This window comes from Borrelia tillae (genome assembly GCF_055693965.1).
Genome location: NZ_CM146346.1, coordinates 79,713 through 104,074 on the forward strand (window position 1 = coordinate 79,713; position 24,362 = coordinate 104,074).

A 24,362-nucleotide genomic window follows, 5' to 3' on the forward strand; every position below is an offset into this window, starting at 1 on the left:
AAGAATAAATATTTGACAAGCTGTTTAACAGACTCCATTAATAAAACACTATATATAGATCAATCGACATGATTCAACAAGTAACGTATTTGTTGAATCATAAATTAATTATCATCCGATTTAAGAATAGCAAGAAATGCACTTTGTGGTATTTCAATATTTCCTATCATCTTAAGTCGTTTTTTTCCTTCTTTTTGCTTTTCTAAAAGCTTTCTTTTCCGAGTAATATCACCTCCATAACATTTAGCAGTAACATCTTTTCTAACAGGCGAAATTGTCTCACGAGCAATAATATTTGAACCAATAGCTCCTTGAATAGCTACTTTAAATTGTTGTCTTGAGATCTCATCTTTTAATTTTTTGCAAATATTTAAAGCCTTTGATCTTGCAATATTCTTAAAAACTAACTGGGATAAAGCATCAACTCTATCTCCATTAACTAGAATGTCTAACTTAACTAAATCTGTCTCTTCATATCCTAACAAAGTATAATCAAAGGAAGCATATCCACGGCTTACAGATTTAATCTTATCGTAAAAATCAAAAAGTATTTCAGCAAGTGGCATTTTATAGATAACTTCAACACGCTTTGTATCAAGATAAATCAAGTTTTCTTGCACTCCTCTTTTCAGTAGGCAAACACTCATTACATTTCCCAAAAATTCAGTAGGCACAATAATATTAGCCCTAATGTAAGGTTCAAGTGCAGCTTCAATATTTTCATTACCAGAAAATTGTTCAGGACTTTCAATAAAATAAGGATTTCCATTTTTGGGAATAATTTTATAACGAACTGATGGTGACGTTAATATCACATTAAGATCAAATTCACGCTCAATCCTTTCCTGAATCACCTCTAAATGCAAAAGACCCAAAAATCCACACTTAAATCCATGACCAAGAGCAGCAGAGGCATCTTTTTCAAAGGTAAGTGACGCATCATTCAATTTAAGTCTATCCATTGCTTTTAAAAGATCGTCGTATTGATTAGCATCAACTGGATAAATGGAAGAAAACACTACAGGCTTAACTTCCTTAAATCCCTCAAGAGGTTCACTTGCTGGATCATCAACAAGAGTTACAGTATCTCCGATCTTAACATCTGATATATTTTTTATTCCCGCAATAAAATAACCGACATCACCTGCTTCTAAAATATCTTTTCTTTCAAGAATAATTTTAAAAATTCCAATCTCTTCTACCAAATATTCCCTATCCGCATGCATCAATTTAATCTTGTCTCCAGTTTTGATATGCCCTTCAAAAATTCTAAAATGCACAATTACACCACGATAAGAATCATAATGCGAATCAAAAATTAAAGCTTTTAATGGATCTTTAATGCTTCCCTTAGGAGAAGGAACATATTTACAAATAGCCTCAAGCAACTCATCAATCCCTATGCCATTTTTAGCAGATATTGGAACGGCAATATTTGAATCTAATCCTAAATCATTTTCTATTTGCTTTCTTACAAAATCAATATTTGCATTTGGTAGATCTATTTTATTAATAACAGGAATGATTTCAAGATTATGTTCAAATGCCATATAAAAATTTGAAACAGTCTGGGCTTCTATGCCTTGGCTTGCGTCAATGAGTAAAAGTGCTCCTTCACAAGATGAAATCGCTCTTGAAACCTCATAAGAGAAATCAACATGCCCTGGAGTATCTACAAAATTAAGTTCATAAGTATTGCCATCACTACACTTATAATCAATAGTAACTGCTTGACTCTTAATTGTAATTCCCCTCTCTCGTTCAATATCCATACTATCAAGAATCTGACTTTTAAATTCACTATCAGAGATTATTTTAGCTTTTTGAATAAATCTATCTGCTAAAGTTGATTTACCATGATCAATATGTGCAATAATACAAAAATTTTTTTTATAAGAACTAATTTTCAAACCTCCATAAATTCAGGTTATTAAAAATAATAATAATACTAATTTACGTTTTTATTCAATAAAAAACTTTTGATTGGATCTTTGATTTTAAAATATAAGGAGAAGCCTTCGGAGCAAGATCAACTATTAACTTCAAAGTATCTATAGCTCTTAATTTGTGTTTATGAGAATCATAAATATAAGTAGCAAAAGCAATGTTGTACATTATTTCCCAAAAATCTGTAGACTCAAAACTAACTTTAATATCTTTATATCCATTTATTTTTTGAACAAAAGATCTTAAATTTTTAAACTCATAAAAAGGTTCATAATAACCAACATAGTCATAAATTCTGGTCAAAATACCAACTGCAGCTACAAGTCCATGAGTAATTGCAAGCCCATAAGCACCTGTCTTTAAATATACTTTTGATAATAATTGATGGGTGTCGATAATATTATAATTTTTAAATCTATAAAGATTAAAAGTAAAATCTAAACCAGAAGTTCCTCGTACCTGTTTTAAATAAGAATGTAAATAAAACGACATATTAAATTTATTATCTAAATTATCCCCATATTTTTGAACTATATAATGATCATTATAATAATCATCATCACTTGAGAATTTACTTAAAATTTCATTTAAATAATCAATCATATCAACATAATTATCTTCAACCTCAGCTATTTTTGCCAAGGAAAAAAGTATATTCTTTTCAAACGACTTATCTAATAAATAATCTCTATCTTCTAAAGCCTTCTGAAGATACAATTTCTCAAGCAAAAAATTACCAATCATTCCATAAGCAATTGACAAATAATAATTAGCCTCTGGACATATCCCTTTGCGAAGCAAAGCTTCCTGTAAATAACTTATTGCATCAGTAAGATTAGATTTAACAAACCCTTCCTTAGAATAAATAAGTTGTCGTCCTTTTTCAAGTAAAATCCAATATGGAAATTCCTTCATGTTTATGAAATTCGATGAATTTAAATTGGAAATAAAACTAAAAATCAAAAGGAGTAAAAAAGATCTTAACATATCCATAAATATATTAAATTTTCTCACAAATTGCGAGAAAATTTAATATCTGAATTCTTACAATTATTATAAATTTAAACAAATTTAAATATCATCAAGAACACCATAACAAAAAGAGCAACAGATTCTATTAAACCTAAAATCAATAGATTGGTCGCAAACCCCTTTCCAGTCTCAGCAAAAGAATCACAAGCCCCTGCTGCAGCTACACCTTGTGAAAAAGCAGAAATACATATCGCAAGACCACCACCAAGACCAGCACCTAGCAATAACCAAGGATTAGCCTGTGTCATTACCTCTGCTAAAGTATTCATCAAAATATAGCCATATATTATTTGTGTTAATGGCGCCGACACAAAAACAATCAATAAGAAAGGAGCTGGTTTACCCTGCATATAACATCTCTTCCATGCTCCAATAGCAGCACTCCCTGCAGCGCCCATACCCAATGCTGAACCTATTGCAGATATTGCTAAAGCTAAATTAACTCCTATTAAACCTATATCCATAATTCTCTCCTTATCTAATCTTTAATTTTTCTAAAAGGCCTATAAGAATAGCCATTCCACTCTTGACCCAAATGGTTTGAAAATTCAAGCATATTAAGTCTTACTCCATGAACAATAACAGATAATAAAGATAACGTTATATTCAAAATATGTCCAAATAATATCACAATAATACCACTTATTATAAGTCCAATATTAGATGATTTTAATAAAGATGCTGACATATTATTAAAACTATCTGAAATTGCAAGTCCTGCAAGTCCAACAGCAAAAAGCCTAATGTAAGATATTATGTCTGCAAATCCTGAAACAGTAGCTAAAAATTGCTCTATTATTCCCCCAAGACTCTTTAATATACATATAAAGAAATTCGAACCATCCTGCCTCTCAAAAATAAATACAAAAACAATCCCAACATATATCATATTAAGAATGATATTGTTCATAGGAAATTTTTCTTTTCCAAGTATTAAATTGAGTACAAGATAATAAAGCCCAAGAATTACAATAAGCCAACCAATTTGAGCAATTGAATGTATATGGGGTTTTTCCTTCACTTTCTTAATAAAATTCCACATATGGGCTAATGATACTTGCAAAACACCTATCGTAAAACATATAAACATAATATTTTGCATACCACTCTTTCCCGTCAAATATTCAAGTTTCAAAGACTTTAAAATAGGAAATAAATTAAGAACAAAAGAACTACTACCAAACCAAGTACCAGTCATCGACCCGTATATTATTGCTGACACACTTAAATAAAGTACTAAAGCATGCATAGACGTTAAAGACTTACCTTTAATTAAACTATTTAAACTGAGAATAATACCTATTATTAAAAATAATACTCCATAAGCTGCATCACCAATTATCATGCCAAAAAATACAAAGAAAAATAACATAAAAATTCCACTAACATCCCTTTCTTTATACCCAGGTATCACATCTAAGGTATCAAAAATAGGCTTAGCAAGTTTAGCAATTCCCCTTCTCTTTATATAAGTTGGCACCATAACATCACTTTCTGGTTCTGAAAATTGTACTACAAAATTACCCGTAAGAGTCGCATTTTTAAGATCTTGTTGTTTATCTTCTGGAACAAATCCTGTAATATACACAAAATTATCACACTCTACATTCATGTCAACCATAACTTGCTCAAATTCAATAATTTGATCATACTCTTTTATTTTGTCTCTTAAAAAATCCCTATATTTACTCAAAACCGATAATTTTGTTAATTTTTGATCTAAAATTTCACTAATAACTCTTAACTTATTCTCAATAAAATCAAGGTCAAATTCAAATTCACATTCCTCTGCTGTATCTAGTGTCTGCTTAGACTCATTAACAGCTACGAAATAAGCCTTACCCCTATAATTATTAATAAGAGCAACTTTAATTTCAGGCAATGTCAATAATTTTTTATATTCACTAATCCCAGACCTAAAAAATTGAACATAAATATTACTTTCTTTCAATTGATTAACCAAGTCAAGAGAAAAATATCCCCAACAAGATATAATATCTCTCTTATGAATCAATGACTGTTGCATATCTTTTAAATCTTTAATTTCAGAACCTAAATTAATTATATTCTCTGCAATATTTAAAAAATGTTCATTTGAAGAGCTTAAAATTTTTACTTCAGAGTCATCTCCAAGTAAAGACAAAGCCTGAGATAAAATTCTTCTCTCCTCTATAACTTTTTCTAAAGATTCTGAAATCTTATTGCAAAAATTAATATGAACAACTCCTAATTCTCTTAAAACCTCAAGCGATTCCCTTTGATACTTGAGAACAGTTAAAATTAAAACCTTATTCATTTTGACAATCATGACACAATCCTTATCTACTTTATCTACTTTTAACCAAACTAGCTTTAGCTATTTTACCTCTTACAACAGCTGCTGTTTGCTGATCGCCAAGACAAATATTAATTTTCTTTATATTAGCTTTAGCGACAGGTATCATAACTTTTTCAAATAAATTTACTCTTTGAGAAGTAATATTAAGCTCTCTCTCAAGTAATAGAGCCTGTTCATTTAAAATTTCAAGTTCTGCATTTATCTGCACTATACTTTTAATAGCTTCTATCCCCCTATCTACCCAGTAAGGGGTGGTTAAAAGATCATGTTTAATATCTTCATATTCAATGAAATCAAATATAGGAATAGTAATACCTGCAATATTTGCAACACCTTTTACTATTTGTTTAATTTGAATCCAATCTTGAAAGGGAAATTCTTCGCCAAATAGAGCAATCCAAGGTTTAATATTTTTCTTAAATTTATCCTGCTCAAGCCTTTTAGCTCTTTTTAGAGCTTCAACCTTTCTAATCTCCAAATGAAGTTGCTGTTTCTTGAGTTGTAGTGTGGGTAAGTATCTACTAAACATTTTAAGGCTATCTTTTTGTTTTTTAAGTTCATTCTTAGTTAGCTTGATTTTAGGCATTCTTATCCCTTACTTTGAGTACTTTGAGGCCAATATTTTTCTATAAGCTCCGTCTTAATTCCAGTCTCCTTAGGCTCAAAACAACTAGAAAGAATTTCCCAACCCAAATCCAAGGCCTCCTCTAAAGGAATATTAACAGATAAATCCATCAACTTACTCTCAAACATACCACTATACTTAAGAAGCTTTTCATCCCATTCTGTCATGTTAAATCCCATAGCTTTTTTTTCTACAGATTCCTTTGAAGATGCATAAAGTCTAATCATTGAATCCATAATCGTTCGATGATCATCCCTTGTCTTCCCATTAACCATCTGCTTAAGCCTTGAAAGAGAACCAAAAGGCTCAATCCTGCCCCCTTTTAAATAGTATTGTCCCTCAGTAATATAACCTGTATTATCAGGAACTGGATGTGTAATGTCATCTCCAGGCATTGTAGTAACTGCAAGAACAGTAATGGATCCTGCCCCTTCAAAATCAACAGCCTTCTCATATCTAGATGCAAGTTGAGAATATAAATCACCAGGATATCCCCTATTAGATGGAACCTGTTCCATAGTAATAGCAATTTCTTTCATGGCATCTGCGAAATTAGTCATATCAGTTAAAAGTACCAAAACCTTTTTACCTTGCAAAGCAAATTTTTCAGCAACAGCAAGAGAAATATCAGGCACTGTCAAAGACTCGACAACAGGATCATTGGCTGTATTTACAAAAAAGACTGTCCTACTCATAGCCCCACCTTTCTCAAGAGAATCCTTGAATGTTAAATAATCATCATTCTTAAGTCCCATCCCGCCAAGAATAATCAAATCAACTTCAGCTTGAAGAGCTATTCTTACAAGAAGTGCATTGTAAGGCTCTCCAGATACAGAAAATATTGGTAACTTTTGAGATTCGACAAGAGTATTAAATACATCTATCATCGGAATCCCCGTTCTTATCATATTTCTTGGAACAATACGCTTTGCGGGATTAACTGATGGGCCTCCAATTTCAATTAGATGCTCCTCAAGACACGGTCCTCCATCTTTTGGATTTCCAGCCCCGTCAAAGACCCTACCAAGTAAATTTTCTGAAAATGCAACTTGCATTGAACGACCTAAAAACTTAACTTCGTCTGAAGTTGAAACACCTATAGTTCCATTATAAACTTGCAGAGAAACTTTATCTCTATCTAACTTAATAACTTCAGCTAAAGAAGTCATATCTTTTGATTTCACAATGGCCAGTTCTCCATATTTGACATTCTGTGCCATAACAGTTATTACATTACCAACAATAGATTCTATCTTACTATACACTCTCTTCATTCATGCACCTCAAAAATCCAACTTTTTAGAACGAACTAAATTTCTTAAAGTAACTTCTAATTTATTAAACTTTTCTTCCTTAAATGGAGTAAGATTCATATCCAAAATAGTCTGTCTAAGTTCATTTATAAAACCTCTTGCTTCCAATTTATTCTCAAATTTTAAGCTTGCTTGTAAAATATCATAAAGTATATCAAACATATAATTTTGACGCTCAGGATTTACAGCAGCATCAACACTATCAAATGAATTTTGTTGCAAATAACATGAATCTAAAGATTAGCTTTTAAATAAACTAAAAAATCATCATTACTTATACCTTCTTCACCAACAACCTTCATCATTTGATTTATTTCATTTCCTTTTACTAAAAAAGTCCTTGCATATTCCGTCTTCTCACATTCAATAACCCCTTTATACTTACTCCAAGATTCAAGGGGATTAATGGCTGGAAATTTTCTAGCATCTGATCTTTCCCTTGTAAGACCATGAAATGCTCCTACAACCTTTAAAGTTGCCTGAGTTACTGGCTCCTCAAAATTACCTCCAGCAGGACTCACAGAACCACCCACAGTTACAGAACCAACTTTACCATTATTTAAAATAACAATACCTGCCCTTTCATAAAATGATGCAATAACAGATTCAAGATAAGCAGGAAATGCTTCTTCACCTGGTATTTCCTCAAGACGACCTGACATCTCTCTCATAGCCTGAGCCCATCTTGAAGTTGAATCTGCCAATAAAAGTATATCAAGACCCATTTGCCTATAGTATTCACTAATAGTAATAGCTGTATAAACTGATGCTTCACGGGCAGCAACTGGCATAGAAGATGTATTGCAAATAATACATGTTCTCTCCATTAATGACTTTCCTGTTTTTGGATTTGTAAGCTCAGGAAATTCCTTAAGGGTCTCTACCACTTCACCTGCCCGTTCACCACAAGCAGCAATAACTACAATATCAACATCAGCATTACGACTCGTAACCTGCTGAAGAACTGTCTTCCCAGCACCAAAAGGCCCAGGAATACAAAATGTACCACCCTTTGCAACAGGGAAAAATGTATCTATTATTCTTGTTTGAGTTACCATAGGCTCACTAGGAATAAGTCTCTCTTTATAACTGGTAATTGGAACTTTAATAGGCCAATGAAATGACATAGTAATAACATGTCGGCCTCCAGCATCATCCTCAATCACAGCCACGGTATCGTCGACAGTATAATTACCGTCACTAACAAGCTCTACAATTGTATAAGTATCTCTTCTATCAAACGGAATCATAATCTGATGTTTAATCGTACCTTCAACAACAAATCCAAGATAATCTCCTGCAACAACAATATCTCCAATCTTTGCAGTTGCATTAAATGTCCATTTCTTACTCCTATTAAGCGCACTTAAATATAATCCCCTCTCCAAAAAAAACCCACATTGCTCAGCAAGTTCTGGTAATGGATTTTGCAAACCATCATATACTTGACTTAAAATACCAGGACCAAGTTCAACTGTTAAAAGCTTATCTGTAAACTCAATATCATCTCCAACAGCAATTCCTTTAGTCATTTCAAACACTTGAGCATCAACTTCCCCATCTCTAACACGAATTATTTCAGCTTTTAAATTACGCCCGTTAGTCTTAATAAAAATAATTTCATTCATGGAAACTGTACCCACTATTTCAATAGTAACCAAATTTCCAATAACTCCCACTACTTTCCCTTTAGATTCCATTAATATTCCCTTCAAAATTTTTATTTATTTGCATACTTAATCTTTGACAAATATCATCAAAATTATTCTCGCCTATCTCTTCTATAAAGAGCTTCCTTCTTGAAACTAAGATTAATTTTAAAAAATAAATTATTAATTTTTCAAAGTTAAACGTACTTCCAACTTCAAGATCTGTTAAAAACACCCACTTTAACATATCAAGACCTAATTCTATCTCAAAAGGATTTTCTTTAAGACAAAGAGATTTTAAAATTCCTAAATAATAATGAGAAAAATAAGATGCCTCTAAATACACATCTCTTGGAAATCCTAATTTCTCCGCCCTAATAGCTGCCAAAGTATATCTTATTACCTTTTCAAATTCAAGAAATTTATCAACTACCTTCGAATTTCCCCTAGTCACTCTAAATTCCGATAAATCCTTTAAAAAAAGAAAATCTTTCTTACTTAAAATGATTCAACATTATCAAAAAAATCTGATATACTCCATACATTGCCAACTTTTAAATCAAGATAAGGTAATGATGATATAACATAATAATATGAATTTAACACAACTACATCTTCCTAACTCAACTTAAGCACTTCTTTAAATCTCGGATTTAAATACTCAAAAAGAATATCAGCAATAGTTTCAGATGTAAAATCATAATACAAGTTACCATTTCTTTGTTGAATCTTAAAACCTTTGCTTATTCCTTTAAAAGGTTTAATCTCAATTACATTACCAAATCTATCTCCTATCTTTGTTCTTAAAACAGACAATAAATTAGAAAACTCAGACTCACTAAGCATGATATCTATCATATCATCTTTATTCCAAACATCTATAACCTTAATAATAAGTTCTATCAAAAAATTATCATCATAAATCTTAGAAATAGAATCCTCTAAAGCAGTTCTAAAAAGGGATTTAATATTTTTCTCAACGCCAATAATCAAATCTCGCACTGCTTGACGAGATGCATCAAGTGAATGTCTCTTATATTTATCAGCTTCTGCTAAAGCTTGTTTCTTTAATTCTTTAGCATCATTCTCAGATTTCAAAATAATAGCTTCAGCATCTCTTTTTGCATTAAAAATGATTTCATTTGCTAATTTTTCAGCTTCATCAAGTCCATCTTTCTTAATTTTATTTATCAAATCTTTAACTTCAAACTGCACTCAAACTCCTTAATATACAAAAAAATAATTCAAAATACTTAATATACAAATCTTTAAATAAAGTATACCAATAAATTTTTAATTATTAAAAGTCAAAATGTTTAAATTAGCTATCATCAAAGAAATTACCAACAATTTTATAGACATTAATATCATGAACTATAGAAAGATTTCTTTCGGGAAACTTTTCTTTTAATTTTTCACCAAAAATTTTAATACCTCTTGCTATAAGCTTATTACTAAATTCTACATCAATCGGATCAAGAGTTACAATTTCAATAATGATTAAATATCCTCTACCAAACTTAGAACCATATCCAAGAGTAAAAGAAGTGGTAACACGAAAAAGGCCATCTAAAAGTCCATTAGCTGCAGTACCTCTAGAAAGCCTGTTCGGATGCATTTTATAAGAATTACCAAACTCATCTTCAAGAAGATTATCAACATCAAGACAAATATTAAATAAAGCATTTTCAAATTCTTCAAATCTTGATATACCCATACATTTAAAATTCTACTATTGTTTTGCCAACTCCTCCATCATTGGGATGCGCAAAATAATATTTTTTAACAAATTTTAAATCTCTTAAAAAAGCATGCACCCCTTCCATCAAAAAACCTTCTCCTTTACCATGAATGATTTCAAATCTACAAACATTTTTCAGTAACATATTGTCTATCTTCTTATTTAAAAAATCTATAGCCTCAACCACTCTCATTCCTCTAATATCAATAGTTAAGTCTACCAAATCATCCTGCAATTCAAAAGCGAAACTAAATCCTTTATTATAAACATTTCTAGACTGTTTATTACCCGATATTTTCTCTAAATTGGAAGATAAAACTGTAATATTAAAAACACCAGTATTCACAATAAATCCTTTTTTAGTAACCCCTATGATCTCTCCTGAAGATTCTGAGCCAGATATTCTAACCTTATCACCAACTTTCAATTCAACATTATCAACAATTTTATGATTAAGTTGTTTAATTTTAATAGCCTTGGTATTTATATTACCTGCAATATTAGATATAAACTCCTTATTCTTAATAGTGCAAATATTGCCTTCTTTGATCTCTCTAACCAAATTTTCTAAAGTTTTCCTTGATTTTCTTAAAAACTCTTTTTGTTCAGTCATAAGCACTTCTTCTAAATTTCTTTCCCTTAAAATAATATTATTTTGAATATTATTAATCTCAATTTCCTTAAGTTCAACAAGCCTAAGTCTATCTCTCAATTCTTCTTGACGCAAATGTATTTCTTTTTCCTTATCTGCAAGCCTTCCCAATATTTCATTAACTTCTGTCTTATTAGAGGCATAAATTTCTTTTGCTCTTAGTACTATACTAGAATTAATAGAAGACTTACTTGCAACACTAAAAGCAAAACTTTCACCTGGAACAGAAAATATTAAATTATAATTAGGTTCCATCTTATCCAAATTCATTTGCATAGAGGCATTAATCACAAATTCATGCGTATATGCGAAATATTTAAGAGCATTGTAATGAGTTGAAATAATAACAAAAGAATCAATATTTATCAAATATTCAAGAATAGCCACAGCTAAAGCTTGTCCTTGCTCAATGTCAGTACCTGAACAAAATTCATCAAATATCAAAAGACTGTTTTTTGTTGCGAACTTCAAAATATAAGCAATATTATTCATATGACTGGAAAAAGTTGAGAGTGAACTTGCAATTGATTGCTCATCTCCAATATCAACTAAAATATTATCAAAAATCTTAAAAGTACTAGACTCATCAACTGGAACAGGAATCCCAAATTGAAACATGGCACTTAAAAGAGCAACGGTCTTTAAAGTTGCCGTCTTACCACCAGCATTAGGTCCTGTAATAACTACAACCCTATTATTTGAAGGACAAAAATTTATAGATTTTGCATTTTGGATCAACGGATGGCGTGCATTTATAATACTAAGATTATCATCAATTTTAGGAAATAAGCCTTGAATTTTAATCCATAAATTGCCCTGGCCTTCAAAGAATCATAATATAAAAAATTATCATAAAGAGATTTTAAAAGAGTAATATGTTGATGAATTTTGCCCGAAAGTTCTTTCAGAATCCTTAATATTATACGTGTTTTTTCAAAACTGAAAAACCCTAATCTATTATTGTCAACTATTATCTCATCCGGCTCAACATAAAATGTTTCTCCGGATGATGATATAGACACAATATTGCCCTTAATTTTATTTTTAAAGCTAGATTTAAGTGCAATGGTATATCTACTTGATTTATAATAAACAATCGTAGAAGTTAAATACTGTGAATTCACACTTATCACACACTTAATTTTTTTTTCTATTTTTTTTTCTAAATTCTTAATTTCAAAATCAAGCTCATCATAATCCTTGGCAACACCTCTGTTTACCTTAAGTTCATCAATATCAATATATTTACATAAAGTCTCTAATAAACGTTTTAAGTCAGGCTCTACAAATAACAATTTTCTTAAATCTTCTGCCTCATTTTGACCTTTAAACTCATTTTTATCTAAAAAAAGTATTATTCTTAAAACTTCTCTCAAAAAACAAATAATATTTCTCATCTCTTCAATAGAAATCCTTGAGTTTTCCTTAGAAAGTGAAATGATAGAATCACCTATACTTTCAAGACAAGAATTTGGATATTCATCATAAACTTCAATAAGACTCTTAATTGACCTAACAAGAAGACATACCCTATGAATTTCTTCTTCGGTATTTAATATCTGCTGCTTGCCTAGAAGACTAATTGTATCTTCAATAGATGTATAAGATGCAACCGAAGACAATATTTGATAAAAATCAATTTTTTCTAAAAATTTCTCTTGAATAACTTTTATATCTCTTAAGTTCATTTACAATCTTTAGATAATTATTATATCTAACTTCTTTAATTTTAATTCCAATTTGGCTTATTATAAAACAACCTGGTTCATTCGTATGTAAACAGGAATTAAATCTACATAAATTATTTAAATCTCTAAACTCCCTAAAGTAGTATTTCAGTTTAAGATATTCCAAACTTTCAAGTCCAAATTCTTTTATGCCAGGAGTATCAATTATTACCCCATCAGCAAAATGAAAAGCTATAGCATAAACCGTAGTATGTCTACCTCTTGAATATCTATAAGATATTTCTTTTATACTCTGAGATGCATTTACATCTATAACATTTATAAGAGAAGATTTTCCAACACCAGACTGCCCAACAAAAGAAGTTTTTGAATTTTTAAGTATTTCTTTTATCTCCTCAATGCCTTGTAAAGTAACAGCAGAAGTTTTAATAACCTTGTAACCCAAATCTTGATAATTTTTAATCAAAGTATCAACCTCAGAGCTCATACCATTATCAATCTTATTTATCAAAATAATAGGAATAATGTCTTGCTCTTCTGCAATTATTAATGCTCTATCAATAAATGAATTTTTAGTCTCAGGCAAGTTAGCAGAACTCACAATGAAAACATTATCAATATTTGAAGCAATGACTTGTCTAAGAGCGGCCTTCTTATTATAACGCCAAAGCATATTTTTACGTTCCAGCCTCTTTTTAATATATACCTTATACCCATCATAAATATCCCCAAAAACAAAATCACCCGGAACCAAAGGACTATACTCTCTATCTTGAGTATTCAAAATCTTACCTTTAATTACTCCTTCATAAATTGAATTGGTCTTAACTTCAACAATAGAATAAATATTATTAACACCCCAGAGAACCTCAAATTTAATATCGTTCAATCGATTATCCCTTTAAAATGTAAACCATATCTTTGACAAAAAGTTTTATAAAAACATAAATTCTTATCTTGTGTTAAATAAAAATAACGTGCAAAAACACTATCATTAGTCTTAACGCTTTTTAGTACCTTAGCAAGCTCATTGATAACAAGAACACGGCTATCATAAATTGGAATCTCTAAAAAGTCTTCTATTATATCTTTAATATGAAAATAATGCGTACATCCTAGAAAAGCCATATTGCGTTTACTAGCTTTAACCTCTAATTTCAAACATCGTAAATAATTAAATGCATCTTCTTTAAATCTATCCCCAAATTCTACAAAATTTACAAGCTCGCTCGCGGCTTTTAAAATTAAATTTGAATGATAACTTTTTTCCATCTTAACAAATTCACTATTAATGGTAAAATTCGTTGCAATTAAGAGAATTCTCTTATCTACAAGTTCTCCCACCAAACAAACTGAAGGTAGGGTATATATTATAGGAAAACTAAAATTTAACTTATCATACACACTAATAGAAGCTGTATTACAAGCAATAACAATTGAAACAATATTGTTGTAGATTAGTTGCAATTTTGAAATTAATTTTAAAATCTCTTTTAAAAGAAATCCAGAACTCTTTTCTCCATAAGGAAAATTCTTATTATCCGCAATATAAATATAATTTCTATTAGGAAATTTTCTTCTTATATGCTCAAAATAAGAAAGCCCACCAATACCTGAATCAAAAATAACTATAACATCATCTAGTTTATTCATAAATCTTACTTACATTGAAATATAAAAACTAATTTACCCTCTTTCAATTAAAATGACAATACTAATGACAATTAATGATAATACTTATGGATTAACAAATTTTAAAAATATAATTTTTTAAACTATAATTATATTAGTAGTAAATCATAAAAGAGGCAAACATGCATAAAAGTATCAAAGAAATCTTAAACAACCCTACTCTAAATAGCATAGTCACAATAAAGGGATGGATTAGAACAAAACGCAGTAATGGCAAAATATCATTTGTAAAAATTAATGATGGCTCAAATATGAAAGGCATTCAAGCAGTTATTAATGAAGATGATCCTCAATTTGAAAGCAAAGAATTTAAAAAACTTACAACAGGTGCTAGTATCTCTTTAACAGGAATTTTGATCTTAAGTCCAGCAAAAGAACAAACCTATGAAATTAAAACAACGAATTTTAATATAATTGGAGAAGCAGATCAAGAAACATATCTTTTACAAAAGAAAAGACATACCTTTGAATTTTTAAGAGAAATTCCTCACTTAAGAATTCGCACTAACACATTTGGAGCCGTAGCCAGAATTAGAAACCATCTGTCTTATAAAATTCATGAATATTTCCAAAAAAATGGTTTCTTATATGTTCATACTCCAATTATTACATCAAATGACGGAGAGGGGGCTGGTGAAATATTTCGTGTCTCTACCTTAGATTTTAATAATATTAATAAGGAAAAAAAAATTGATTTTAAAGATGATTTTTTTGGTAAACAAGCATTTCTTACAGTAACTGGACAACTACACGGAGAAGCTTATGCAATGGCTTTATCCAAGATATATACATTTGGACCGACATTTAGAGCAGAAAACTCTAATACAACACGTCATGCCTCTGAATTTTGGATGATTGAACCTGAAATGGCATTTTTTACACTTGAAGACAATATCATTCTAGCAGAAGACTTCCTTAAATATATCTTAAGAGAAACTTTAAATAATTGTAGTCAAGATATGGAATTTTTTGATGACTTTATTGAAAAAGGGCTAATTAAAAAACTTGAAAATGTTATAAATTCTAATTTTGAAGTTATTACCTATACCCAAGCCATTAAAAAACTAGAAAATGCAACAAAAAAATTTGAAATCAATCCTTACTGGGGAATGGATTTACAAACAGAACATGAAAGATATCTAACAGAAGAAATTGTGAAAAAGCCCACCACAGTTATTGATTATCCAAAAGAATTCAAAGCATTTTATATGAAAATGAATGAAGATAATAAAACTGTTAAAGGAATGGATATCTTAGTCCCACGTATTGGTGAAATCATAGGGGGCAGTGAGAGAGAAGATAATCTAGATAAGTTGAATAAAAGAATAAAAGAGCTAAACTTAGAAACAGAGGCTCTTAATTGGTACCTAGACTTAAGGAGGTTTGGATCAGCTCCTCATTCTGGATTTGGACTTGGACTTGAAAGATTAATACAATATATGACAGGAATGGCTAATATTAGAGATATTATTCCATTCCCAAGAACTCCTAAAACTCTTTATTTCTAGTTTTCTAGTTAAATTAAATCGCTTTAGAGGTTCAAGGGGGGAAAAGAAATTTGCGAATCAAAATCTTATGTAAAATAATATTAATGTTACCGACTTTAATATTATTTTCAAATGAACAATTTGAAAATGATCTCAGATTATTTTCAAGTATAGAAGAAGAAATCACAGAAAAAAAATTAAAACATAAATATAACAAAGAAAAACTTAAAATCAATAAATCTAATAAAATAAAATATCCAAACGATCACGTAAATTATCATCATAGTATGTACAAGAAAAAAACAAAATTTTGCAAATTATTGATCAAAATAACAAAAAAGATATAGAGAGGCCTAAAAACAAATCTATCAAAATAAAAAAATCAAACAAAATATATTATCCTCAAGACAAAATTAATATAAAAACATCAAATTCAGAGCAAAAAATATGGTATAAAATCAAAATCTATCCAAATCATATAAAAGATAGGTTCAAAAAAATAAAAGAACTAAATAACATAAATACAAAAATAAAAAGAGATTTTGCTTTGATTGGGCCTATAATAGAAGATAACTTGGGAGAAATAACAAAAGCATTACACATAAGAGGATATAATGAACTCGACTATATAAAGATTGATCAAAATTAAAATTTTCAATTAAGGTTGTAATTAAGATTTTTTGACAAAAATTTTAAAATATCATTCAATTCTTCATCTAAATTCACAAAATTTAATTTATACTCATTTTCTGATAAACCTATAAGCTCATGATTGCTATAATGTATCCAAGTATTGAGATCTGCTTCACTAGAATATTTATTAACATAATAATCAGGCTTGTAATCCAACGATTCACGCTCTTTATAATCATAAACAGCTATCTTAACATTTTGACTATCTATTCCTCTTTTTAAAACTTCTTCCCGCAAATAAATGATTGTACGTCCAGTATCAAAAATATCATCAACAAATAAGACATTATCCCCTGCTCGTAAATATTTGGGATCATAAGTCCATCCATCTATCATTATCTTCTTTTCCTGTTGTTTATTCGAAATATCATATGATCTTGCAACAACAGCAGCATAAAGCAGAGGTTTCTCTATTTTAATAAATTTAAAGAATTCACTTATAATATTACCAAGATAAGCTCCCCCTCTTAAAGAAACGTACATAATGTCAGGAATAAATCCATCTTTATAAATTTTATAAGCAAGCTTAAGACCATTTATTCGCATATCTTCATAAGAAATAAATTTTTTCATTAAAAATAACATACCTCTCAACAAATAAAATTAACATTTGTGAAAATCTTATGATCTTCAAAATTTAACTAATAATTAATATTAACTTCACTTAAATTAAGTCTAAATATATTGATTTTCAATATCTAAAATTTGCCTTATTAAAATTAAAAAATATAAGACAAAATTTAGATTTAAAAAAACCAAAGACTTTAAAAATATTCATTCTTTAAGTCTCTTAAATGCCAAAAATAATTAATAATCTATTAATTTATTAATCTACATTAAAAAGATATTTTTAAAGTCTTACCACCCCTTAAAACACTATAAGAATTCTTACCAAATTCAATAGCATCATAAAAATCTCTTAAATCTTTAACACTTTTTGAATTAACAGTCATAATAACATCTCCTGCCAAAACCCCAGAATTCACGCCTGGAGTTGGCTCAACGCTGTCTACAACAACTCCATTAATCCAATTCCTAAGGCCAAGTTGAACCCTAACTTCATGAGTTAAAGGATAAACAGTAAAACCTGGCATCAATCTTAAAGATGACGCATATTCCTTGTTGTTATTTACCTCGGGTCTAGCGTCAAGTTCTATTTCAAAATTCTTTTTCTCTTTTCCCCTTAGAATTTCAATTTTAACCTTTTCTCGTGCATAAAAATCATTAATATATTGCTTAACATCATAGTGAAAATTCATTGGAACGCCATTGATCTTACTGATTATATCGCCAGCCTTAAGTCCTGCTCTAAAGGCAGCCGTATTATTAAAAACACCTGCAATAATTGCTAATGAAGTAAAATCGCTCTCATTCTCGTAACCTAAACTTTTAATAATTTCTGGATCCTTGCTTCGTAACGGATGAAAGGAAACTCCTATCCAACCCGATTCACCTTTCTTACCACTCATTAAAACATCAAGAATACTCTTAGCATTATTAATAGGGACAGCAAATGCAAGTCCAAGACTACCTCCCCCCGTAGAATATATCCAAGTATTGATTCCAATAACTTCTCCCTTAATATTTACAAGAGGTCCTCCAGAATTGCCACGATTAACAGCTGCATCTGTTTGTATATATAAATTGCGTGCTTTCAAATTAGGATTAGCAGAACGATGAAGACCACTTATAATACCTGCCGTAACTGAAAAACTAAAGTTGTGAGGACTTCCAACAGCCACAACCCAATCCCCTATTTCAAGCTTATCACTATCACCAAGCTCAGCTATTTCAATATCTGCGCCATCAGCTTCAAAGCTAACGAGTGCAATATCTTTCTTATCATCCTTACCTACTAGTTTCGCTTTATAAGTCTTACTATCATAAGTTACAACTTCAAACTCAATAGCATTATCAACAACATGACTGTTCGTAAGAACATAAAATAAATTTGGTTTCTTAGAATCTTTCCCAATAATTACGCCAGAACCATTCCATTGTGCTTTTTTATCAAGATTAAGCCCTGGGATATCCAAAAAGAAAAAGAAACTAAAAGGATCTCGTGTCTTAACTATTCCCGTAGCAGAAATTTCAACAGTTGATGGTAAAATTTTCTTAGATACTTCCCTAAAAGAATCTTGAAGCGATTTTACAGCATCAACTTTCTCCTGTGCAAAAACAATAGTATTTTTATCAACCCCTAAATAGTATACCCCAACAAAGAAACCAATGGTTAAAGCAAAAAAACTAGCAAAAAATACGGAAATAAAACTCTTATTCATTTTATACACCTCCTATATAACCCCAAATCCTTTAAATAAAACTACTTAATAGTACAATCTATTAAATCTCACTTAAAATCAAAGGTAAACCATCAACAACAGCAACAGTATGTTCAAAATGAGCAGAACAACTAAAATCAGATGCAAATACTGTCCAACCATCATTCTTAACAGAAACCTTATACCCCCCCAAATTGACCATAGGTTCAATCGCTAAGACCATACCTTCTTGAATCCTAATATTGTTAAAATAAGGTCTATAATAATTCGGGATATTTGGTTCTTCATGCAAAGCAAAACCAACACCATGCCCTGTATAATCTCTAACGATCCCAAAACCAAATGGTTTAATATAATTTTCTATAGCTTTTGAGATATCTAAAATTCGATTGCCAATCTTCATCTCAGCAATTCCCCTATAAAGAGCAGTCTCTGTAACTTCTAATAATTTATTAATCTTAGAACTTACCCTACCCACTCTAAAAGTCTTAGCCATGTCACTATAAAATCCATCTAAAATAACCCCACAATCAATACTAATAACATCGCCATCTTTAAGTTTTCTCTCTCCAGGAATTCCATGAATAACTTCCTCATTTATAGAAGCACAAATACATCCTCTAAATCCATTATAACCCTTAAAAGCAGATTTAGCACCTTTTTTCATAATAAAATCATTGGCAATTAAATCAAGCGTCTTAGTATCAATCCCAGGAATAATATTACGTTCAATTTCCACAAAAGTCTGAGCCAAAAGTCTTGCGGACGCCTTAATTTTTTCAATTTCTTCTCTAGATTTCAATCTTAGTATCAAATATTCAATTCCTCTCTTTAAGCATCTCTATCATATTCATATAAAGTTTACCTTCATTAGTTTCAAAAAAAGAATGAGACTTTGAAATAGCTTCTCGCCCCCTGTCAAACTCACCCAAATAAAGATAATTAATTCCTCGCTTTAAATAGATTTTTGCCATATCCTCACGCTCTATTAAAGTAATTTTACTTTTGTCATCAAGAGTAAAAGGCAAAAAAGAAACGGCTTTACTTAAATACTCCTCAGACTTCTTATAATCTTTTTTATAAAATTCCAAAACTCCCAAATTATAATATACCCCATATAAATACTTACCTGATTGATTTTCAAAAATCACATTTTCTGCAACATTTAAAGCATTTTTAAGAAAAAAATAATAAAATTTATAAAAATAATACCATTCTGGAAACTCATTAATAGTATAAATCTTAAAAAACAAATCTAAATCTTGTAGATCAGAGTAAAGAAGTAAATTCCAAGCTAAAAGCTGCGCAATTTCAGTATTATAATTTGATCTATAAAATAAACGCCATAAAAAAGATTTTTTAGCTTCATACTTTAAATTTGAATAATTCAACATAAAATAAAGTTTAAAAAACAAAGGACTATCTTTATATTTCACTGCAATCTCATTTGCATGAAAATAATCAGCAGCTTCAAAATAAGTACTGGCCAAATAATAATTTATCATTTCATTTTCTTTAAAATTTTCATTAGCCTTACTTAAATAAGTAATAGCGCGCTGTAAATCATTCTCTCTCTTGGCAATAAATGCCAGACCAATATAAACCATCATGCTATAATCAGGAAAATTAGTATAAAGTTTTAAATATTCATTTTTAGCATTATTAATATCACCTTTCTTAAGGTATGCATCTGCCAACAAAAACATCAAGCTTGGCTCGTTATTATTATGAATAAGTTTAAGATTGGAAATAACAAAATCTAAATTATTAAGGCCATAAGAAATATAAGCAAGCTCTTTGGCGAAGTCTTTATCTTCTTTTATTTTTAAAAGTATCCTTTTAGCAGAATCTAAATCCTTTTTTTCTATATATAAAAGCATTGCATTAATTAAAAATGCATTATTCTTAAGATGTAAGCCGATAGTTTCACAAGCAAGAGCATCTCTATCTTGTTCTATTTTGGCCAAAAAATTTTCAACATTTTTGATATCATAACTTAAAATTAAATTTTTAATAAAAGCTTCATCATATAAGTTCTTATATTCCTCATACCCTAAAAGATACTGCTTTGCAATATCATAAGCCTCTAAAATATCTCCTACTTTTAATTTTGAATAAACCTCTAGTGCTCTGAGTTTTAAATTTCCAGGTAAACTCTTAACACTTAGCTCTACAATGTCTCTCATTAATAAATAATGTCCACTCTTAGCAGAATAAAGTTTGGCCCTTTTAGCAAGAGAAAGCCACTTAAGCTCAGTATCAGCATAATAAGAATAAAATCTTATGGCCTGTTCAGCACCCTCTAAATTTCCATTTAAAAGATAATTATCAACTTCTCCAATGAGTCCATTAAAATCCCTATCACCTTTTAATACATATAAAACATATGGATTTGCTCTTAAATAAACAAAAATCGATATAAAAAACATCAAAAACAAAACAAGCAACAACACTATATTATTTACTTTCAAGTGCACTCTCCATATCCCTTAACAACGCATCAAGTATTCCATTAATAAATTTATAAGAATTTTTACTACCATACTTTTTGGCAATTAAAATAGCTTCATCTATTATAACTCTTTTAGGTACATCTAAATTTTGGAATTTAAGTGAAAATACACTCATCCTTAATATAGCAAGGTCAACCTTGTCCATGCGGTTTAAGCGCCAATTAAGCGAAATATCATTAATCAATTTGTCAATAGATTCTAAATTATCATAAGTACCATTAACTAGAACAGAATAAAATAATTTTAACTCTTCTTCTAATTCCACGCCATGATCTTCAATACTAAAAATATCATAAATATTTTCTTTTGCATCACAATTAACATCAATGCTGTAAATTTTTTGAAAAGCTAAAACTCTAGCCTTATGTCTCAAATTCATAACCAATATTGCAAATGTTTTCTTTTTATTTTAGACTAGAATCCAAAATTTGTATACTAGCAGATTTATTGAGTTTATCATACATCTCTTGTTGTATTCTAGCAACAATTTGTTGCTGATGCATATTAACCATATTATTTTTTATAGCATCCTTTACAGTCATATTTACATTAGGGGATATTTTATCTTGAAGACCTAAAAATTTCTGAGAGTACATTTCAGTAACTTTAACTATATGAAAACCTTCCTTTGATGATATTGGCTGAGAAATATCCCCTTTATTAAGCAAAAAAACTTCTTTAATAAAATCAGTTCCAAGAACATTTTGAGCATTTTGATCACCTCTTGCCAAAAATCCAAGATCGCCATTTTTAGACTTAGAAGCCTCATCATCTGAATACTTTCTTACAGCCTCCTCAAAAGTAATCTTCTTGGATTTTATCTGATTTGCAATATCTTTTGCCTTTGAAAGAATTTCTAATCTCTTTTTATTTTTTGAAGAAAAGAAAACATGACTAATTCTTGCTATATCAGGATTAACAAATTTAGTTTTATTAGCCTCATAATATTCAACGACTTCCTTTTCAGTTGGGGTTTTAATTTCTGAAAATTTAGGCTGAGCTATCTTTAAAATCAACTTTTGAGCAGAAAGAGATCGCTTCATTGAAGATAAAAGTTCCTTCCAATTTGTACCTTGACTTTCTACCATTTGCTTAATTTGCTCGTCTGTAAGACTTGCAAGTCCAAACTGAGCTCTAATTGTTTGCATAACTTCCTCATCTCCAACTTTAACCCCCTGCTTCAAAGCCTCCTGGCTAAAAAGAACATCTGCTATTAAAATTTGCAAAACCTGTTTTTTCTCAGCATCACTTAAATCCCTACCACCTTGCGTTTTCTTTAATGTATCTACCTTAGAATCAAATTCTGTTTTAGTAATGATTTCATTACTATGCAAATTGATAATTACAACAGGAGTATTTTGAGCAACAGAAGTCATTCCCACAATAAAAAATAATAGAAAACACAAAAAATTACCCATAAAAATCACCTTCATAAACCATGCGCTAAATTACTGCATAAAATTTTAACAAAACATTAAATTTAAATCTAGTATAAGATGAAAACACCATTTTCACCTATATAAAAACGCCCCTATACCCTGTCCGCCTCCAATACAAAGAGAAGCAATCCCTTTTGATTTGTCATTTATTTTCATAAGACGTGCAAGAGTTAAACAGATTCTTGAACCACTAACTGAAAATGGATGTCCTAAGGCAATAGCTCCTCCATTAACATTTACAATACTACTCTCTACATTATATTTTTGACGTAAAGCTTTCAATACACTCAAAGTTTGTGCCGCAAAAGCTTCATTTGTCTCAATAAAATCAATCTCACTTGAAGTCAAGTTAAATTTCTTTATAATCTCCTCAATAGCAAGAAAAGCACCAAATCCCATATAAAGAGGATCTAATCCCACACTTTTAAAACCACCAACATAAGCTAAAGGCTGTATTCCCATCTTACAAATAAAATTTTCACTTGCTAATATTAAAAAACAAGCCCCATCATCTAAACTAGACGAATTGCCAGCAGTGATAGTGCCGCCTTCCTTTTTAAAAACAGGTTTTAGAGATGCAAGTTTTTCCATACTTAAATTATCACGTATCTCTTCGTCGCTACATATAACACTTTTAAGCTTTGTCTTCTTATTAAAGATTGATAAAGGATATATCTCATCATTAAAATATCCACTATCTCTTGCTGCTGCTGCTTTCATATGAGAATTGTACGCAAATTGATCCTGCATATCTCTTGTCACTTCATATCTTTCTGCTAAATTTTCCGCTGTAAGTCCCATCACAGTACTACTTGGAGTATCAACTAAGGCATCCTTATATATTGAATCTTCTAGCTTAAAATCACCAAATTTTAAACCATCAAATCTAACACTTCGTGGCAAAAGATAAGGAGCATTGCTCAAATCTTCTACACCACCTGCTAAAACAACTTCATTATTACCAAGGGCTATAGAGTTAAACGCAAGCTCTATCGACTTCAGCCCTGAACCACAAACTTTATTTACAGTAAAAGCAGGAATAGTTTCACCCAAACCAGCTTTTAGAATAATTTGTCTGGCAATATTTTGACCAAGTCCTGCTGAAATTACATTTCCAATAATAACTTCATCTATTCTATCAATATTATTCCTTCCAAGCAAAGCCTTGATAATCTCTGAGGACACATCAACAATATTCATCCCCTTTAATGCTCCTCCAAACTTAGTAATAGGAGATCTAAGTCCATCAATAATTGCTACTTTCTTCATAC

Annotated in this window: 20 protein-coding genes and 3 pseudogenes; 3 read left to right on the forward strand and 20 right to left on the reverse strand. The window is 30.1% G+C overall.

The genetic code is table 11. The features are described from left to right. Positions 1 to 104: 104 nt before the first annotated feature. The 13 genes and pseudogenes from lepA to murI form a co-directional block, all read right to left on the reverse strand. The gene (gene lepA, locus ACWUD1_RS00415; RefSeq protein ID WP_472756623.1) at positions 105 to 1,910 is read right to left on the reverse strand and encodes a translation elongation factor 4; all 1,806 of its coding nucleotides are present in this window, start codon (positions 1,908 to 1,910) and stop codon (positions 105 to 107) included. 55 nt (positions 1,911 to 1,965) lie between these two features. Continuing rightward, positions 1,966 to 2,940, reverse strand: coding sequence for a tetratricopeptide repeat protein (locus ACWUD1_RS00420; RefSeq protein WP_472756901.1), 975 nt, complete (start codon positions 2,938 to 2,940; stop codon positions 1,966 to 1,968). Between the two features lie 68 nt (positions 2,941 to 3,008). After that, positions 3,009 to 3,443 (reverse strand): V-type ATP synthase subunit K, encoded by a 435-nt coding sequence (locus tag ACWUD1_RS00425; RefSeq protein ID WP_472756624.1) that lies wholly within the window; start codon positions 3,441 to 3,443, stop codon positions 3,009 to 3,011. A gap of 14 nt (positions 3,444 to 3,457) precedes the next feature. Continuing rightward, entirely contained in the window at positions 3,458 to 5,287 is a 1,830-nt protein-coding gene (locus ACWUD1_RS00430) for a V-type ATP synthase subunit I (RefSeq protein WP_472756625.1), read from the reverse strand. Positions 5,288 to 5,306: 19 nt separating this feature from the next. Then, positions 5,307 to 5,903 carry a V-type ATP synthase subunit D gene (locus tag ACWUD1_RS00435; protein ID WP_472756626.1) on the reverse strand — a complete coding sequence of 199 codons (597 nt, stop codon included), beginning with the start codon at positions 5,901 to 5,903 and terminating at the stop codon, positions 5,307 to 5,309. Between the two features lie 2 nt (positions 5,904 to 5,905). Then, on the reverse strand, positions 5,906 to 7,216 hold the full coding sequence (locus ACWUD1_RS00440; protein WP_472756627.1) for a V-type ATP synthase subunit B: 1,311 nt from the start codon (positions 7,214 to 7,216) through the stop codon (positions 5,906 to 5,908). Between the two features lie 9 nt (positions 7,217 to 7,225). After that, positions 7,226 to 8,955: pseudogene (locus ACWUD1_RS00445) on the reverse strand (V-type ATP synthase subunit A). After that, positions 8,945 to 9,510, reverse strand: a pseudogene (locus ACWUD1_RS00450) (hypothetical protein). The pseudogenes ACWUD1_RS00445 and ACWUD1_RS00450 overlap by 11 nt, the downstream one beginning before the upstream one ends. A gap of 12 nt (positions 9,511 to 9,522) precedes the next feature. Then, positions 9,523 to 10,119, reverse strand: coding sequence for a V-type ATP synthase subunit E (locus ACWUD1_RS00455; RefSeq protein WP_472756628.1), 597 nt, complete (start codon positions 10,117 to 10,119; stop codon positions 9,523 to 9,525). 106 nt (positions 10,120 to 10,225) lie between these two features. Then, entirely contained in the window at positions 10,226 to 10,621 is a 396-nt protein-coding gene (locus ACWUD1_RS00460) for a hypothetical protein (protein WP_472756629.1), read from the reverse strand. A gap of 4 nt (positions 10,622 to 10,625) precedes the next feature. Continuing rightward, positions 10,626 to 12,961 (reverse strand): annotated as a pseudogene (locus ACWUD1_RS00465) (endonuclease MutS2). After that, on the reverse strand, positions 12,933 to 13,874 hold the full coding sequence (gene rsgA, locus ACWUD1_RS00470) for a ribosome small subunit-dependent GTPase A (protein ID WP_472756630.1): 942 nt from the start codon (positions 13,872 to 13,874) through the stop codon (positions 12,933 to 12,935). Before rsgA ends, ACWUD1_RS00465 begins: the two are co-directional and overlap by 29 nt. Next, positions 13,871 to 14,638, reverse strand: coding sequence for a glutamate racemase (gene murI, locus ACWUD1_RS00475; RefSeq protein WP_472756631.1), 768 nt, complete (start codon positions 14,636 to 14,638; stop codon positions 13,871 to 13,873). The genes rsgA and murI overlap by 4 nt, the downstream gene beginning before the upstream one ends. Before the next feature lie 161 nt (positions 14,639 to 14,799). On the opposite strand from murI, the gene asnS reads away from it, so the two are divergent. From asnS to ACWUD1_RS00490, 3 genes are read left to right on the forward strand one after another with little or no spacing between them, the layout of a single operon-like run. After that, positions 14,800 to 16,185 carry an asparagine--tRNA ligase gene (asnS, locus tag ACWUD1_RS00480; protein ID WP_472756632.1) on the forward strand — a complete coding sequence of 462 codons (1,386 nt, stop codon included), beginning with the start codon at positions 14,800 to 14,802 and terminating at the stop codon, positions 16,183 to 16,185. Positions 16,186 to 16,235: 50 nt separating this feature from the next. Beyond that, the gene (locus tag ACWUD1_RS00485; RefSeq protein WP_472756633.1) at positions 16,236 to 16,511 is read left to right on the forward strand and encodes a hypothetical protein; all 276 of its coding nucleotides are present in this window, start codon (positions 16,236 to 16,238) and stop codon (positions 16,509 to 16,511) included. After that, positions 16,475 to 16,813 (forward strand): hypothetical protein, encoded by a 339-nt coding sequence (locus tag ACWUD1_RS00490; protein WP_472756634.1) that lies wholly within the window; start codon positions 16,475 to 16,477, stop codon positions 16,811 to 16,813. Before ACWUD1_RS00485 ends, ACWUD1_RS00490 begins: the two co-directional genes overlap by 37 nt. Before the next feature lie 5 nt (positions 16,814 to 16,818). On the opposite strand, the gene ACWUD1_RS00495 is transcribed toward ACWUD1_RS00490, so the two are convergent. The 7 genes from ACWUD1_RS00495 to ACWUD1_RS00525 form a co-directional block, all read right to left on the reverse strand. Next, positions 16,819 to 17,430 carry a phosphoribosyltransferase gene (locus ACWUD1_RS00495; protein ID WP_472756635.1) on the reverse strand — a complete coding sequence of 204 codons (612 nt, stop codon included), beginning with the start codon at positions 17,428 to 17,430 and terminating at the stop codon, positions 16,819 to 16,821. A gap of 263 nt (positions 17,431 to 17,693) precedes the next feature. Continuing rightward, positions 17,694 to 19,139 carry a trypsin-like peptidase domain-containing protein gene (locus ACWUD1_RS00500; RefSeq protein ID WP_472756636.1) on the reverse strand — a complete coding sequence of 482 codons (1,446 nt, stop codon included), beginning with the start codon at positions 19,137 to 19,139 and terminating at the stop codon, positions 17,694 to 17,696. A 61-nt stretch (positions 19,140 to 19,200) separates the two neighbouring features. Beyond that, the gene (gene map / locus ACWUD1_RS00505) at positions 19,201 to 19,953 is read right to left on the reverse strand and encodes a type I methionyl aminopeptidase (protein ID WP_472756637.1); all 753 of its coding nucleotides are present in this window, start codon (positions 19,951 to 19,953) and stop codon (positions 19,201 to 19,203) included. A 4-nt stretch (positions 19,954 to 19,957) separates the two neighbouring features. Further along, the gene (locus ACWUD1_RS00510; protein WP_472756638.1) at positions 19,958 to 21,610 is read right to left on the reverse strand and encodes a tetratricopeptide repeat protein; all 1,653 of its coding nucleotides are present in this window, start codon (positions 21,608 to 21,610) and stop codon (positions 19,958 to 19,960) included. Beyond that, complete coding sequence (gene nusB, locus ACWUD1_RS00515) at positions 21,597 to 22,031, reverse strand: transcription antitermination factor NusB (protein WP_472756639.1); 435 nt, start codon at positions 22,029 to 22,031, stop codon at positions 21,597 to 21,599. Before nusB ends, ACWUD1_RS00510 begins: the two co-directional genes overlap by 14 nt. Positions 22,032 to 22,056: 25 nt before the next feature. Then, entirely contained in the window at positions 22,057 to 23,085 is a 1,029-nt protein-coding gene (locus ACWUD1_RS00520; RefSeq protein ID WP_472756640.1) for a peptidylprolyl isomerase, read from the reverse strand. A 78-nt stretch (positions 23,086 to 23,163) separates the two neighbouring features. Next, positions 23,164 to 24,360 (reverse strand): thiolase family protein, encoded by a 1,197-nt coding sequence (locus ACWUD1_RS00525; RefSeq protein WP_472756641.1) that lies wholly within the window; start codon positions 24,358 to 24,360, stop codon positions 23,164 to 23,166. Between the last annotated feature and the right edge of the window lie 2 nt (positions 24,361 to 24,362).